12 protein-coding genes are annotated in these 16,358 nt (G+C 66.1%); 11 read left to right on the forward strand and 1 reads right to left on the reverse strand.

All coding sequences use genetic code 11. From position 1 onward, the window contains the following. Positions 1–18: 18 nt before the first annotated feature. Positions 19–1,230, reverse strand: a complete 1,212-nt coding sequence (gene lhgO / locus D6T64_RS06335) for an L-2-hydroxyglutarate oxidase (protein ID WP_119973282.1) — start codon at positions 1,228–1,230, stop codon at positions 19–21. A 64-nt stretch (positions 1,231–1,294) separates the two neighbouring features. Here lhgO and pip point away from each other — a divergent pair, with 64 nt between their 5' ends. The 11 genes from pip to D6T64_RS06390 all read left to right on the forward strand — a co-directional run bounded on the left by pip (position 1,295) and on the right by D6T64_RS06390 (position 16,349). Further along, positions 1,295–2,257 (forward strand): prolyl aminopeptidase, encoded by a 963-nt coding sequence (gene pip, locus D6T64_RS06340; protein ID WP_119973284.1) that lies wholly within the window; start codon positions 1,295–1,297, stop codon positions 2,255–2,257. A 96-nt stretch (positions 2,258–2,353) separates the two neighbouring features. Then, positions 2,354–5,833, forward strand: a complete 3,480-nt coding sequence (locus D6T64_RS23420) for a DUF4082 domain-containing protein (RefSeq protein WP_119973287.1) — start codon at positions 2,354–2,356, stop codon at positions 5,831–5,833. 61 nt (positions 5,834–5,894) lie between these two features. Beyond that, on the forward strand, positions 5,895–6,989 hold the full coding sequence (locus D6T64_RS06350) for a Gfo/Idh/MocA family protein (protein ID WP_233550872.1): 1,095 nt from the start codon (positions 5,895–5,897) through the stop codon (positions 6,987–6,989). Then, positions 6,986–7,984: an NAD-dependent epimerase/dehydratase family protein gene (locus D6T64_RS06355; RefSeq protein WP_119973291.1), complete on the forward strand. Its 999-nt coding sequence runs from the start codon at positions 6,986–6,988 to the stop codon at positions 7,982–7,984. The genes D6T64_RS06350 and D6T64_RS06355 overlap by 4 nt, the downstream gene beginning before the upstream one ends. 14 nt (positions 7,985–7,998) lie before the next feature. Next, positions 7,999–9,132, forward strand: a complete 1,134-nt coding sequence (locus D6T64_RS06360) for a DegT/DnrJ/EryC1/StrS family aminotransferase (protein WP_119973293.1) — start codon at positions 7,999–8,001, stop codon at positions 9,130–9,132. Then, complete coding sequence (locus D6T64_RS06365; RefSeq protein WP_119973295.1) at positions 9,125–9,766, forward strand: NeuD/PglB/VioB family sugar acetyltransferase; 642 nt, start codon at positions 9,125–9,127, stop codon at positions 9,764–9,766. The genes D6T64_RS06360 and D6T64_RS06365 overlap by 8 nt, the downstream gene beginning before the upstream one ends. Further along, a complete protein-coding gene (locus D6T64_RS06370) occupies positions 9,763–10,887 on the forward strand; it encodes a DegT/DnrJ/EryC1/StrS family aminotransferase (protein WP_119973297.1) in 1,125 nt (374 codons plus the stop codon). The genes D6T64_RS06365 and D6T64_RS06370 overlap by 4 nt, the downstream gene beginning before the upstream one ends. Before the next feature lie 23 nt (positions 10,888–10,910). Then, entirely contained in the window at positions 10,911–12,122 is a 1,212-nt protein-coding gene (locus D6T64_RS06375) for a glycosyltransferase family 4 protein (protein WP_119973299.1), read from the forward strand. Further along, positions 12,119–13,702 (forward strand): lipopolysaccharide biosynthesis protein, encoded by a 1,584-nt coding sequence (locus tag D6T64_RS06380; protein ID WP_119973302.1) that lies wholly within the window; start codon positions 12,119–12,121, stop codon positions 13,700–13,702. The genes D6T64_RS06375 and D6T64_RS06380 overlap by 4 nt, the downstream gene beginning before the upstream one ends. Beyond that, positions 13,699–15,141, forward strand: a complete 1,443-nt coding sequence (locus tag D6T64_RS06385; protein ID WP_119973304.1) for a glycosyltransferase family 4 protein — start codon at positions 13,699–13,701, stop codon at positions 15,139–15,141. Before D6T64_RS06380 ends, D6T64_RS06385 begins: the two co-directional genes overlap by 4 nt. Then, positions 15,138–16,349: a rhamnosyltransferase WsaF family glycosyltransferase gene (locus D6T64_RS06390; protein WP_119973306.1), complete on the forward strand. Its 1,212-nt coding sequence runs from the start codon at positions 15,138–15,140 to the stop codon at positions 16,347–16,349. Before D6T64_RS06385 ends, D6T64_RS06390 begins: the two co-directional genes overlap by 4 nt. Positions 16,350–16,358 lie beyond the last annotated feature (9 nt).

A 16,358-nucleotide genomic window follows, 5' to 3' on the forward strand; every position in this document is an offset into this window, starting at 1 on the left:
CGGCCCGAGGAACGTGGACTACGGCAGCGTCCTCGGGGCGTCCAACCCCAGATCTGCCTGCGCCACGATGTGCCGGGCTATCTCGAGGGCGCTCGTAGCTGCCGGAGACGGCGCGTTGAGCACGTGAACCTGCCGCGGGGCCGTCTGAATCAGGAAGTCGTCCGCGAGGGATCCGTCGGGAAGGATCGCCTGGGCCCGCACGCCGGCCCCGGCCCGCACGATATCGGCCCCGGTCAGCTCGGGAACCAGCCGGGCCAGGCTCGCGGCGAAGAGCCGCTTGGACAGCGAGCGGGCGATTTCCTGCCCGCCGGTGACCACGTTTTTGCCGGCCAGCTTGAGAAAGCCGGGGTAGGTGACCGCGTCGAGGGTGTCGCGCACGTTGATCTGGCCCCACGAGTATCCTTCCCGCGCGAGCGCGAGCACGGCGTTGGGCCCGGCATGAACGGAACCGTCGATCATCCGCGTGAAATGCACACCCAGAAACGGCAGATCCGGGTCGGGCACCGGGTAAATCAGGCCGCGAACCAGGTCGCGCCGGTCGGCCGTGAGCTCGTAGTATTCGCCGCGAAACGGCACGATGCGGGCCTCGGGTCGCAGCCCGGCCAGCTGGGCGATCCGGTCGCTCTGTAGCCCCGCGCAATTGATGAGCAGGTCGGCGGTGACCGAACCGGAATCATGCACCACCGTCACCGACCGATCGGTCACGCGGATGTCCCGGGCCGCCGTGCCGAGAAGCATCTCGGCACCCTGCGCCTCGGCCAGCCGGGCCAGTGTCGTCGACACGGCCGTGTAGTCGATGATGCCGGTGGACTCGACGCGCAGGGCCTCGACCGCGGCCACGTGCGGCTCGAATTCTCGGGCTTCGCTGCCCGACACCAACCGGGCCGCGATCCCGTTGGCCTGCGCACGGTCAGCCAGGGCTCGCAGCCGGGGAATCTCCCGATTGTCCACGGCGACGATGAGCTTGCCCGAGCGCACGTGCGCGATGCCGTTCTCCTCGGCGAAGCGGAACATCGACGTGTTTCCCGCCGTGCACAGGGTCGCTTTGAGTGACCCCGGCTTGTAGTACGGGCCGGCGTGGATGACCCCGGAGTTGTGCCCGGTCTGGTGTGCTGCCCAGCGCTGTTCCTTTTCGATCACGGTGACGTGTGCACCTCGGCGGCTGAGTCGCTCCGCAACGGCTAAACCCACGATGCCGCCGCCAATGATCACAACTCGTGTGAGCGCCATTTTCTCCTCAGGTAGGTCAATCGCGCCGAGCCTAGCGGTCCACCGCAGTCGGTAGAGTGCTTGAATGCGTACTTTTTACCCGGAAATCGAACCCAACGAAACCGGTCTGCTCGAGGTGGGCGACGGCCAGACCCTCTACTGGGAGGCCTCGGGCAATCCACTGGGCAAGCCGGCGGTCTACCTGCACGGCGGTCCCGGCGGGGCATCGAGCGCCAGCCAGCGCCGGGTGTTCGACCCCGAGAAGTACCGCATCATCCTCTTCGACCAGCGCGGCTGCGGCCAGAGCACCCCGCACGCCAGCGACCCGGCGGCCGACCTCGCCGCCAACACGACCTGGCACCTCGTTGCCGACATGGAAACCCTGCGCGAGCACCTCGGCATCGACCGCTGGCTGGTCTGCGGCGGATCCTGGGGCAGCTCCCTCGGCCTCGCCTACGCCGAAACGCACCCCGACAAGGTCACCGAACTCATTGTGCGCGGCATCTTCACGCTTCGCCCGGTGGAACTCGACTGGTTTTATGAGGGGGGCGCCGCCGCGATCTACCCCGACCTGTGGGAGAGCTTCATCGCGCCGGTCCCGGTCGACGAGCGCGGTCACCTCATCGAGGCCTACAGCCGTTTGCTGAACGACCCCGACCAGTTCGTGCGCGAGCGCGCCGGCGTGGCCTGGTCGACCTGGGAATCCTCGACGATCACCCTGTTGCAGGAGCCCGACAAGATCGCCCACTTCACCGAACCGGCCTTCGCAGTGGCTTTCGCCCGCATCGAGAACCACTACTTCACCAACACAGGCTGGTTCGAACCGAACCAGCTGATTCGCGACGCCGGCAAGCTGGCGGATATCCCGGGTGTCATCGTGCAGGGACGGTACGACATGTGCACCCCGGCCTTCACCGCGTGGGAACTGCACAAGAACTGGCCGGAGGCGGAGTTCCACATGATCCCGGATGCCGGTCACGCTTTCGACCAGCCGGGTATCCTCGACGCCATCGTCACCGCGACGGATCGGTTCGCCGAGTCCGCCTAGCGCGAGAATATCGCGGAATAGTCGAAGGGTAGCCGCGCTGGTCGAACCCCCTTAGGGGGGGCGCGGGTGTTTCTGGCGCATGGCACTCTGTGCTCCATGAGAGAAACTCGGTTCCTGCGCAGAGATGTTCGGGGACGCCGCCGCGCGTCCCTGCTCGCCACGGCTCTTTCGATCACCCTGGTTTCGACCACGTTCCTCGTGGCCGTCCCCCAGCCTGCCGGCGCCGTGGAACCGTGCGCGACCGGGTCCAATGCCATCGTCTGTGAGAACAGCAAGACGGGCACCGCTCCCGCGCAGTGGGACATCACCGGGGCCGGGGACCCAAGCATTCAGGGATTTTCCACTGATATCAGCGTCAATCTCGGCCGGCGGATCGATTTCAAGATCGACACGGCCGCGTCCGCCTATACCGTCGAAATTTTCCGTACCGGCTGGTATCAGGGTCTGGGTGCACGGAAAATCGCAACGGTCGTCCCCTCGGCCGCTCTCCCGCAGCGACAGCCCACGTGTATTTCCAGCGCAGCAACCCAGATCTATGACTGCGGCAATTGGGGAGTTTCGGCCTCATGGACCGTCCCCGCCGATGCCGTCTCCGGTGTCTACCTTGCGCGCCTGCGCCGTTCCGATACCGGTGGGTCGAGTCACATCACCTTCGTGGTGCGCGACGATGCGAGCCGCGCGGATGTGGTGTTTCAGACATCGGACACAACCTGGCACGCCTACAACACCTACGGCGGCAGCAGCTTCTATCAGGGTGCGAGTCCTGGTCGCGCCTACAAGCTCAGCTACAACCGGCCGTTCGCGACGCGTGGTTTCGCGGGCGGACGTGACTTCTACTTCTCCAGCGAGTACGCGCAGGTGCGTTTCATGGAGAAGAACGGCTATGACGTCAGCTACCAGAGCGGTATTGATACCGATCGTTTCGGTGCGCTGCTGCTGAATCATAAGACATTTCTCTCCGTCGGTCACGACGAGTACTGGTCCGGCCAACAGCGCGCCAATGTGGAAGCGGCCCGCGACGCAGGCGTGAACCTCCAATTCCTGTCTGGAAACGAAATGTATTGGCGCACGCGCTACGAACCCTCCATCGATGGGAGCAATACAGCGCATCGCACCCTGGTCTCGTACAAAGAGACCTGGAGCTACAACAAGGTCGACCCCTCCGCGGAGTGGACCGGAACGTGGCGTGATCCACGGTTTGCATCGGCCGCGAACGGCGGCGGTAAGCCTGAGAACAGCGTCACGGGCACCCAATACCAGTCCAACTCGTCGGATTTCGCGGTGACAGTCACCGCAGCGGAAGGCAAACTCCGGTTGTGGCGCAATACGGGGCTGAACGCCCTGGCCGCAGGTACAAGCCAGGCGCTGGCCCCGCACACGATCGGCTACGAAGCCAACGAGGATGCTGACAACGGATTTCGCCCGTCCGGCTTGATCCGCCTGTCGACGCAGACCGGTCTGGTGAACGACTACATGTTCGACTTCGGCAACACAACGGCGCGCAGAACCACGACGCATCACCTCACGCAGTACCGTGCGCCCAGCGGAGCGCTGGTCTTCTCGGCGGGAAGTGTGCAGTGGGCTTGGGGCCTGGATGCGACCCATGACGGCAACGGTGCCCCGGCCGACGTGCGCATGCAGCAAGCTCAGGTCAACCTTTTCGCCGACATGGGCGTGCAGCCTCTCACCCTGGATGCGTCGCTCACGGCCGCGGTGCGCAGCACCGACGCCACCGCTCCGACCACGACGCTCACAGCGCCGGCAGCAGGAGCGAGCATCGCCCACGGAACCTCTGTGACCGTGACCGGAACGGCATCAGATGTCGGTGGGGTCGTTGCCGGTGTCGAAGTCTCGACGGACGGCGGCGCGACGTTCCATGCAGCCACCGGGACTACCAGTTGGTCGTACACCTACCTGCAGAAGGGCGCCGACACGCAGACCGTGCAGGCACGGGCGATGGACGACAGCTCCAACCTGGGCGCATCCGTTTCACGCTCGGTCACCAGCACGGCACCGTATACGGCCTTCGGGGCGCTGGCGCCGGGTTCCTCCGACTCTGGGGACACCGCCACCGAGGAGCTGGGACTGCGCTTCACCCCCACGGTGAACGGCGCGATCAGCGGCGTACGGTTCTTCAAGAGCGCCGCAAACACGGGCACCCACACCGGAACGCTCTGGGACAGCGTGGGCAATCGACTCGCCGTCGTCGCTTTCTCGGGCGAGACGGCGTCCGGATGGCAATCCGCGAATTTCTCGGCTCCGGTAGCGGTCACGGCCGGCCAAACGTACACGGTGTCCTACTTCACACCGCGCGGCCACTACGCTGCCGACGAATACTACTGGGCGTACCGCGGTGATGCCATCGGACCGCTCGCCATAGCGGGAGGGTTCGGCGCCTCACCGGCGGGGGTCTACAACTCCAACGGAACCTTCCCCACCAATTCGTTCCGCGGGCAGAACTACTTCGTGGACGCCATCTTCACGCCCGGGACCCCGCCGACCCCGACTCCCACTCCGACTCCGACTCCGACTCCGACTCCGGACGGTTCGATCACCCTGCTCGGCACCGAGATCCCGGTCGTGGCATCCGAGACCGGTGACACGGCCGCGGTCGAGCTGGGCGTGTCTGTCATTCCCTCCGCAAATGGCACCGTATCGGCCATCCGTTTCTACAAAGGGCCCTCAAACACCGGTACCCACACGGGCAGCCTGTGGAGCGCGGCCGGACTGCGGTTGGCAACGGTGACGTTCACCAACGAGACGGCGAGCGGGTGGCAGACCGCCGCGTTGACGACACCGATCGCGCTCGTAGCAGGTCAGAAATACGTGGTGTCATACTTGGCGCCGCAGGGCCGTTACTCCTACACGTCGAACTATTTCCAGGCGGCCAAGACCAGCGGCGCCCTCACCGCTGCCGCGTCGACCAACGGCATGTACCGCTACGGCGCAGGTGGCGGGTTCCCCACGGCCTCGTTCAACGCCACGAATTATTTCGTGGACCTGGTGTTCACCGCTGACGCGTCGACCCCGACTCCGAGCCCAACTCCGACTCCGACTCCGACCCCGACTCCGACCCCGACTCCGACTCCGACCCCGAGGGCGGCAGTGTCCCTGCTGGGCACCGAGACGCCCGCGGTCGTGGCGGCCACCGACACCGCCGCGGTCGAACTGGGAATGTCCTTCACTCCCTCCGTGGCGGGCACAGCAACCGGCATCCGCTTCTATAAAGGCACCGGAAATGCGGGAACGCACACCGGCACGCTCTGGAGTTCGACGGGCGCGAGCCTGGCCACGGTGGTTTTCACCGGTGAGACCGCGACCGGGTGGCAGAGTGCCCAGTTCACCACCCCGGTGAGCCTGATTGCCGGAACGACCTACGTCGTCTCCTATCTGGCGCCGCAAGGGCGCTACTCCTATACCTCGGCGTATTTCGCGACGGCCAAGACGACCGGGCCGCTGACCGCGGCCGCAACCGTCAACGGCCGGTATCGCTACGGGACCGCCGGAGGATTTCCCAGCTCCTCCTTCAACGCAACGAACTATTTCGTCGATGTGAACTTCGTTCCCGCCGCCTAGGGCGTGGAACCAGCACCCGAACGCCGGCCCTCGGGCCGACCGACCAGAAATGAGATCACCCGTGAATTCGAAGCTAAAAATCGCCGTGATCGGCGCCGGCTACTGGGGGCCGAACCTGGCCCGCAACTTCAGTGCCAGCCCGGATTGGGAACTCGTGGCGATCTGTGATCTCGACGCGACTCGTGCCCAGGCGCTCGCCGATCGTGTCGGTGGCGCCCCGGCCGTGTTCACCGATCTGGACGAGCTCCTCGCGCAGGTCGAACTCGATGCCGTCGCCGTCGCCACCCCGGCACGCACGCACAATGGGGTCGTGATGGCCGCCCTGCGAGCCGGCAAGCATGTTCTGGTCGAGAAGCCTCTCGCCGACACCCACGACCGCGGGGTGGCCATGGTGCAGGAAGCGGCCGCCCGCGGTCTCACCCTGATGGCCGACCACACCTACTGCTACACTCCCGCGGTCCTCAAGATCCGTGAACTCATCGCCGAAGGAGCGCTCGGAGACCTGCTCTTCATCGATTCGGTGCGCATCAACCTGGGACTCGTACAACCCGACGTCGACGTGTTCTGGGACCTTGCCCCGCACGACCTGTCGATCATCGACTTCATCATTCCGGGCGGCCTGCGCCCCACCGCGGTCTCCGCCCACGGGGCCGACCCGCTCGGCTCCGGCAAGGCCTGCATCGGCTACCTGACCGTGCCGCTGGCCGGCGACGCCATCGCCCACGTGCACGTCAACTGGCTGAGCCCGACCAAGATTCGACGGATGGTCATCGGCGGCACCCTGCGCACCCTGGTGTGGGACGACCTCAACCCCCAACAGCGACTCAGTATCTACGACCGTGGGGTCGACCTGACCCAGCAAACGGTCGACGGCGTGGATCGCGCTGCGTCGACGGTGTCCTACCGCCTCGGCGACACCTGGTCGCCGGCCCTGCCCGAAACGGAAGCACTGGGCGTGATGGCCGCAGAGTTCGCGGCGAGCATCCGTGACAACCGGCCGGCCCGTACCGACGGTGAAGCGGGCCTGCGCGTCCTCGCGGTCCTCGAGGCGGCCAGTCGAAGCCTGGTCATATCCGGTGCGATGGCGGAGGTCGACACGGCTCCCGTTCCCGCGGACAGCCCGTCCGTCACTCCGTTCGAAGAGGCCCGCCGATGAGCGCCCTGCAGGGAGCAGACGTGCTCGTCACCGGAGGCGCCGGAACCATCGGTTCCACCCTCGTCGACCAGCTGCTCGACGCCGGTGTCGCCCACATCGACGTGCTGGACAACTTCGTGCGCGGTCGAGCCAGCAACCTCACCGCTGCCCTCGCCACTGGTCGGGTCACCGTCGTCGAGGGCGACCTGCGGGACCGTGACCTCGTACACGACGTCACGCGCGGCAAGGACCTCGTCTACCACCAAGCCGCCATTCGTATCACCCAGTGTGCCGAAGAGCCGCGCCTCGCCCTCGAGGTACTCGTCGACGGAACCTTCAACGTGCTCGAGGCCGCACAGGTGCACAAGGTCGACAAGGTCATCTCGGCGTCGAGCGCATCCGTTTACGGCATGGCCGAGCAGTTTCCGACCACCGAACGCCACCACCACCACAACAACGACACCTTCTACGGCGCGGCCAAATCGTTCAACGAGGGGATGCTGCGCAGCTTCCGCTCCATGTACGGCACCGACTATGTGTTGCTGCGTTACTTCAACGTGTATGGCCCCCGAATGGACGTGCACGGGCTCTACACCGAGGTTCTGGTGCGCTGGATGGAACGCATCATGGACGGCGAGCCGCCGCTGATCTTCGGCAGCGGACTGCAGACGATGGACTTCGTGTTCACCGACGACATCGCCCGGGCCAATATCCTCGCCGCGACGAGCGATGTGCGCGAGGGCGTCTACAACGTCGCCAGTGGCACCGAAACCAGCCTGCTGGGCCTCGCCGAGGGCCTGCTGCGGGTGATGGGCTCCGACCTGTCGGTCGAGCACGGACCCGACCGCGCCGTCAACGGGGTGGCTCGCCGCCTCGCCGACACCACGAGCGCCTGGGACGACCTGGGCTTCGCCGCCCGAGTCGGCCTCGATGACGGCTTGCGCAAGCTGGTCGAGTGGTGGATGCCGCTTCGCGAGCAGATCGCCGCCGAGCGTTTCGTGGGGGTCACCCAGTGACGCGTATCAACGTGATGAAGCCTTGGTTCGGCGAGGAAGAAATCCAGGCCGTGAGGGATGTCATCGAGTCGGGGTGGGTGGCCCAAGGCCCCCGGGTCAAGAGCTTCGAGCTCGCCTTCGCCCAGGAGATGCAAGCCGACTTTGCCGTGGCAACGTCCAATTGCACGACGGCGCTGCACTTGGCGCTGATCGTCGCCGGGGTGGTCGCAGGCGACGACGTCGTCGTGCCGTCGTTCTCCTTCATCGCCACAGCCAACGCGCCCACCTATGTGGGGGCTCGCCCCATGTTCGCTGACGTCGACCCGGTCACCGGCAACGTCACGGCGGAGACGATCAGGGTGGCCCTCACCGACCGGACGACCGCTGTCATCGTCGTCGACCAGGGGGGTGTTCCTGTGGACCTGGACCCCATTCGCGCGCTGTGCGACCCTCTGGGCATCGTCGTCATCGAGGACGCCGCCTGCGGTGCCGGATCCCGGTACAAGGGACGGCCTGTCGGGTCCGGCGCCGTGCTCACAGCCTGGTCCTTCCATCCTCGCAAGCTCCTCACCACGGGAGAAGGTGGCATGCTCACCACCTCGAACGAGCAATGGGCGTCCCGGGCCCGACGGCTTCGCGAGCACGCCATGAGCGTGTCCGCGAGTGATCGACAGGACTCGATGCTCGCCCCGGCCGAGGAATATGGCGAGATCGGATTCAACTTCAGGATGACCGACCTGCAGGCTGCCCTCGGTCTGGTGCAACTCCGCCGCCTGCCCGAAATCGTCCGTCGCCGCCAAGCCCTCGCCGCACGCTACACCGAAGAGTTCCGGAACATTCCCGGACTGCGCTGTGTGAGCGACCCCGAATGGGGCACGTCAAACTTCCAGTCCTACTGGGTCGAGGTCGGCGAGGACTATCCGCTCGGCAGGGAGGACCTTCTCCTGCACCTGGCCGAAGTTGGAGTCTCGGCCCGCCGCGGCATCATGTGTGCGCACCTGCAGCCGGCATACGCGGGTAGCTCGTCTCTCAGCGCCGCCCTGCCGGCGTCCGAGCATCTCACCAGCACCACGTTGATTCTGCCGCTGTACCACCAGCTCGACGAAACACAGCAGGCCACCGTCATCGACGCGGTGCTCGCTCCGCTCGCGGTGGTCGGTCATGGTTGACGTGCTGCTGGTCGCGGCCAGCGGGCTGGCACGGGAGGCTCTCTCGGTGCTGCGGCGCTCCGGCGAATACACCCCGATCGGCTTTCTTGACGACGACCCCAAGCTGTGGGGCACGACCCTGGACGGGCTGGGTGTTCTCGGGGGGACGGACCTCGTGGTGAAATATCCGCGGGCGGGTCTGGTGATTTGCGCCGGGAGTGGGTCCGCGCGGGCTGCGATCGCGGCCCGTCTCGAACGAACCGGCCGGAGCACGCAGGACTACATCCGCGTGATCGATCCCAGCGTCGTCGTTCCGGGGGATTGCGTCGTGGGGGCGGGAAGCATCCTCCTCGCGGGTGTCGTTCTGACCACGAGCGTGGAGATCGGTCGTCACGTGGTCGTCATGCCGAACGTCACGCTCACGCACGACGTCTTCGTCGAGTCGTACGCCACCCTGTGCGCCGGTGTCGCCCTGGGAGGCCATGCCTCGATCGGGGAGGGCGCATACCTCGGCATGAACGCGAGCGTGCGGGAAAGAATCCGAGTCGGCACGTACGCGGTACTGGGAATGGGAGCCGTGCTGACGCAGGGACTGCCCGCAGAAGAAACGTGGGTGGGCGTTCCTGCCCGCCGTCTGGAGGAAGCACGAGTATGAGGGTTCCATTCATTGATCTGGCCGCACAGCAGGCTGAGATCGCGCAGGAAGTTCTTCCCGTGTGGGAGATGTTGCTCACCACCGCGGGCTTCATCGGGGGGGAGCAGGTCGACGGATTCGAGCGCGAGTATGCCGATTTCATCGGCGTCGACTACTGCGTCGGCGTCGGCAACGGTACCGATGCGGTCGAGCTGGCCTTGCGGGCGGCGGGCGTGTGTCCGGGCGACGAAGTCATCATTCCCGTGAACACGTTCATTGCCACGGCCGAGGCTGTCTCGCGCATCGGTGCCGTCCCGGTCTTTGTCGACGTCGACGTCGACTACCTCCTCATCGATCCAGCCGCCGTCGAAGACGCGATCACCGCGCGCACCCGGGCCATCGTGCCGGTGCATCTCTACGGGCAGACCGCTCCCATGGAAGAGCTCAACTCGATCGCCGAGAGGTATGGGCTGGAGATCGTCGAGGACGCCGCCCAGTCGCAGGGAGCATCCTGCAGGGTCGGTCGGGCTGGATCGCTGGGCCGGGTCGCCGCGACGAGCTTCTACCCAGGCAAGAACCTCGGGGCGGCCGGTGACGCCGGTGCCGTGCTGACAAACGACCCGGAGGTCGCGAAATTCGTGCGGAATCTCGGTGCCCACGGCAGCTCGATTAAATACGTCCACGATCGGGTCGGTATCAACTCGCGCCTCGATGCCGTCCAGGCGCCGGTGCTGCGCGCCAAGCTGCGGCGTTTGGATGCGTGGAATGCCGCGCGTCGGGTTGCAGCCTCCCGCTACACCGAGCTCCTCGCGGACGTGCCCGAGGTGCGTGTGCCCCTGGTGCGACCGGGCAATGAGGATGTCTGGCATCTCTACGTCGTTCAGGTTGAGGAACGCGACCGTGTGCTCGCGGAGCTGGGTGCCGCCGGCATCGGTGCCGCGATTCACTACCCGACGCCATTGCACCTCACGGCCGCCTACTCCGGCCTTGGCTACCGCGCAGGCGAGTTCCCCGTTGCGGAATCGGCGGCCAAGCGCATCCTGTCACTCCCGATGTTCCCGCACCTGACGGCCGACCTGCAGGCTGTGGTCGTGGCCGAGCTCATCACGGCCACGGCCAGGGTCACGGTCGGAGCACGGTGATAGGAGAAGAATCGTCGCTCCGGGTGCTGGTGCATCTGAACTCCCTCCAGCTCGGCGGAACGCAGATCAATGCGGTTGACCTCGCGGCCGAGATGCGCGGTCGCGGGGTCGAGTCAATCCTGGTGGGCGCACGGGACACCATTCCCGATGGCCCCTCGATGATTGAGATCGCCGCCGCGCGCGACATGGAAATCCTCCTGTACGACCCCGCGCCATCCATCTTCACCCGCGCACGCCAGCTCAGCGCCCTCGCCCGCAGGCACGGTGTCGATGTCGTGCACGTCTACGGATCCTGGGGAGGGGGAGCACGGCCGGCCTACTGGGGGCCGTGCAGGTTCGCCCGAACGCCGTGGGTACAGACGGTCTACGAGATGAGCGTGTCAGCCAAGATGTTCCGACACATGCCGATGATCGTGGGAACGGGCTATCAGCGCGACGAACAGCATGATCGCCCGGGCCGCACCATCCTCATCAGTCCCCCCGTTGATCTGATCGAGAATCACCCGGATGTGCGGGCAGGCACGGATTTTCGTGGCGACAATCGCCTCGATGCCGCCCCGCTCCTGGTCATCGTCAGCCGGCTCGATGTGAGCATGAAGTCGGTACCCATCAACGTCGCCATCGACGCGATGCGCGTGCTCGCCCGGACGGGCGCCAACCTCGCGATCGTCGGCACCGGGGACAATGTGGCCGCGATCCAGTCACGAGCGGATGACGTCAACAACGAGGCAGGCAGACTCGCCGTCCGGCTGGTCGGGGCGCTGGCCGATCCTCGACCGGCCTATGCCGCCGCCGACATCGTTCTGGGAATGGGGGGCTCGGCCGCACGGGCGCTGGCCTTCGCTAAGCCGCTCGTCGTGCAGGGCGAGGCCGGCTGGTCACAGGTGTTCGACTCGTCGTCCGCAGAGAGCCTCGCGCGGAGCAGTTTCTGGAGTCCCGATAGTGTTCCTGATCCGGCGGCGCGGCTGGTGGCGATGATTACGCCGCTCCTCTCTGATCCCGACAGACGCGCGGAACTGGGCGGCTTCGGCCGGTCGTTCGCCGAGGAACGTTTTGGCCTCACCGCGATGGCTGACAGGCTCATTGCCTTCTACCGAACTGTTCAGAGCGACTACACGAGCCGTGACTGGTTTGCCGATCTTCCGATCGAGGGCCGAATGCTCTCCGCGAAGTTCGCGCGAATTGGTCGTCACGCGCTCGGCTTCCCGGGGGCCTCCCCAGAGGGTGCGCGGTGACCGGCGAGCAGACGGGGAGCGGCCAGACCGGACTCTCCACCGACCTGCCCGCCCCTTCCCTCCGGAGCGAGGACGAGGCGGGTGAGATCGAGCCCCAGATCGACGTCGGGCGCACTGCCGCTGCCGGAGTCCTGTGGATCACGATTCAGAAGTGGGTGATCCGAGTCCTCAGTGTCGTGACGATCGCGGTGCTCACGCGGCTGCTCACACCCGAGGAATTCGGTACCGTGGCGGCAGCACTGACGGTGCTGCCGTTTTTCTTCCTCCTCGCCGACCTGGGATTCGCCGCCTACATCGTTCAGGTCGAGAAGACCGACCGGCGAATGCTGAGCACCGCTTTTTGGTTTTCGATGACGGCGGGCATCCTCTTGTGCGGATGCGTGGCTCTCCTGTCCCCGCTGCTGGGCGCCATTTTTGCGGCCCCCGGCGTCGTGCCGGTTCTGCAGATCCTGTCGGTCTGGGTCATCATCACGGCGGTTGGTTCCGTCCCGATGGCACTCCTGCGCCGCGATATGCGCTTTGCGACGATCGCGGCTCAGGGGGCGGCGGCGGCCATAGTCGCGCAAATTGCCGCGATCGTCATGGCGTTCTCCGGCCTGGGCATCTGGGCCCTCGTCGCACAGACGCTCGTGGCCGCTGCCCTCTCGACACTGCTGGCGTGGGCAACGGTCAGGTGGCACCCGTCCTGGGCCTTCTCCCGCACGGACTGTGTCCGAATGGCGCGCTTTGGCGGGCAGGTGCTCGGCGTGGAGTTCGTCGCGATGCTTCGAGCCTGGGGCGAGGCCGCCGTGATCTCTGCAACCCTCGGCCTTGCGGCCCTGGGACTCATGAGTATCGCCCAGCGCATCGTGCAAATCGTGCAGGATCTGACCGGCAGCGCCATTGTTCCCGTCACGAACGTCGCCTTTGCCAAGATTCGCGATTCGGCTGCGAGATTGCGGGACGCCTATCGGCGTGCACTCGAAGTCACCTATGCCGTGCTCTCGCTCCCGCTCACCATCGTCGCCGTCGCAGCGCCGCTGATGATCCCGATCCTTTTCGGCGACGGCTGGGAGCAGAGCTATCAGGTTGCGCAGGTCCTCGCGCTCGCCGGTACGCTCGCGGTTGGCGCGTGGCTTGATCACGGGTTGTTCTATGGAATGGGCAGACCCGGAAAATGGTTCATCTACGCCCTGATCATCGACCTGCTGACATTTGCGACCACGGTTTTCGCGGTGCGCTGGGGACTGGTCTCCATCGCCGTCGGATTCCTGTGCGTCGCGACCGTGGCGACCGTCGTCCGCTGGTTCCTCGTTGCTCGTGCGCTGCAGACGACGGTGCGCTCCATCGCTCGGCCGTTTGTCTATCTGGTGACCGTCGTCGGATGCATGGGAGCAGCCGGACTCGCGTGCACGTACTGGACCGCGGAACTTCCCCCGTTGCTCGCTCTCGGCCTGATCGTGGCTGTCATGTTCACGGTCCACCTGGGAATCACCCTGCTCATGGCCAAGCCGGCCATCCGCGAAGTGCTCAGGATCGTGCGTCGGTTCGGGAACGGTTCACGCCGTGGTTTTCGTGCACGGCTGGGAGTCCGGCCATGACCGCCGAACGGGGGCTGACTCGAGCGGCCGCACACGCCAGCGCGCTGGCGCTGGGCGTCGTCACGCGGGCGACCGGAATGCTGCCGCCCCGACTTCGGTACGGATACGTGTACCCGCTCACCCGAGCTCTTCTTCATCAGCCGTTGCCCGCGGTGCAGGCCCTCGGCGCTGGTCTGAAAGCGGAACCGGCCACGACGCCCGCCCCGGCTGGGGATCTCACCTGTGTTCTCGGCGTGAGTGCGCTGGACATCGGAGGCATCGGTTCCGTGGTCGAGCTGCTCGCCGCGGGACTGCCCGCGCGCGGCGTGACACCGGCCGTGGTCTGTCTGGGTGACGGCATGCGGGCCCAGCGACTCCGTGAGATGGGGGTCCAGGTGCGTACGGTCGTCGACCGTGCATCAGCCCTGAGCGCCTTCGCCGAGCTCGGCCCGGATGTCATCCAGCTCCACGACGCACCGTCCTTTGTTGTGGCTGCTGCTCGGGACAGCGGGGTGCCCCTCGTCTCCGTGCTGCACAACACTGAGATTCACTACTCTCGGACGCGCTGGCGCCGGTTCTCGGAACTGCTGGAGCACTCGGTCGCCGCTGTCGCGGTCAGCGAGCTTGTGCGTTCTTTCCACGTCGGTCATGTAGCGGTGGCTCTTCGGTCCCGGATCACGGTGATCCCGAATGCCGCACACGGGTCGGGTCTCCTCGCACCTCAGCAGCGTCGAGACGCGCGAGAGCTCGTTGAGCGAGCCGTCGGCGGCCGGTTTGGCGATGACGTTGTTTTCGTATGCCTGGCGCGGTACGACGCCCAGAAGAACATCGCCGGAACAGTGGCATCGTTCTTGGCCTGCGTTGCCTCGGGTGTGCCAGCGCAGCTGGTGATCGCCGGTGATCCTTCCGACTGGGTCGAGTTCAGGCGAGCCGACGCGATCCGGCGGGGCAGCCGTGATGCTGATCGTGTGCACTTGCTCGCGACATCCGACGGACAGACCTTGATTGCTGCTGCTGACGCGTTCCTGCTCAACTCCTACTTCGAGGGCTGGCCTGTCGCCGCGACCGAAGCGTGGGCCGCCGGGCTGCCCTTGATCCTGAGCGACGTCGGCGGGGCTCGTGAACTCGTCGGGCGCGATCCCCAGCGTTCGGTGCTGGTTTCCAACGCCACCGGCAACGCGAGCGACGTGACGGATGCCCGTGTCGAACGGTCCAGGTGGAGCGCGAAACGCCAACAAAATTCGGCCGAACTCAGCGAGGCGATTCAGCGGGTCGTGGATACCGTGCATCGCGAACGCGATGTGCCGGTGGCGCCGCGCGACGCATCCGCCGGCGTCGCCGCAACGCTCGATGAGCATGCGCGCCTGCTCCGGGACACTGCAGCAATCAACACCCCCGACGAAGCGGCCCAACCGGGTCGATTCTCGGGGGATCAACGAGGAGGAACGGTCAGAATATGAACCACCGTGCGGAGCTCATTGGAAAGACCCGCCGAGCATTGGCTGTCGGCCCGTCCGGCATCGCGCAGCGCATCGCGCAGCGCGCCTACCGGGGGACCGGCGCCGCCGATCTCGGATTCAATCTCGATCTGGACGATCTCCTCGTCGACGTCCCCGCTCAACTGCCCGTGCCCGCGATACGTCCCGGGCCGGGTCGGCCGCTGCGGATCGGCTGGGTGGCCACGCCGCCCGCACCCGGGTCGGGTGGGCACACCACTCTCTTTCGACTGATCGAGGCGCTCGAAGCGGCCGGGCATCAGTGCGTGCTGTTCCTGTACGACAAGCACGGTCTTGATGAAGCCAGACTGACATCGGTCATACGGGAGAATTGGCCGGGAGTTCGCGCCGAGGTCCGCGACGCGCGTGCCGGCATTGAGCACGTGGACGCGGTCATCGCCACGGCCTGGGAGTCAGCGCACGTGATCGTCAAATACGCTCGGTCGCCGATGCGCCGGCTTTACTTCATCCAGGACTACGAGCCGTTCTTCTATGGGCACGGCGCTGAATCGGCATTCGCGGCGATGACCTACCAGCTGCCGTTCCGGCGGATTGTTCTGGGGGAGATGCTCGACGGAATGATCCGCGAGCAAACCGGGCTCAGCAGCGATGTCGTACCGTTCGGCTGCGACTCGTCTGTCTATCACCTGCCCGCTGCGGGGACCGTGCGCAGCGGTATCGTCTTCTACTGTCGACCAGAAACCCCGCGCCGCGGATACCTGCTCGCGTGTATCGCGCTCGCCGTATTCCACCAGCGACACCCCGACCAGGAAATCCACGTCTATGGAGCTGTGCCGCGTGGGCTCAAGGTGCCGTTCACCTTCCATGGGCGCATGGACGCAGCCGAACTGAACGACCTGTACGGGCGCACGATAGCGGGACTCGCGATGTCCTTCACCAACATCACCCTCGTGGCGGAGGAGATGCTGGCTGCCGGGAATATCCCCGTCGTCAACGACGTCCCCCTTGCCCGTCTGACACTGCCCAATCCCCACGTTCTGTGGGCAGAGTCGACCGCTGCTGCACTGGCCGGCGCCCTCAGCGCCGCGGTGACCGCCAGCGACCCCACTGGGCAAGCCTCTGCTGCCGCGTCATCCGTCGTCGGGCGGTCATGGAAGCCGACCCAGGATGCCGTCGTCCGGATCATCGTCGAGGAGGTAACCGGAACCTGAGAACAGGGG

Source organism: Cryobacterium melibiosiphilum (assembly GCF_003602235.1).
Classification (GTDB): Bacteria; Actinomycetota; Actinomycetes; order Actinomycetales; family Microbacteriaceae; genus Cryobacterium; species Cryobacterium melibiosiphilum.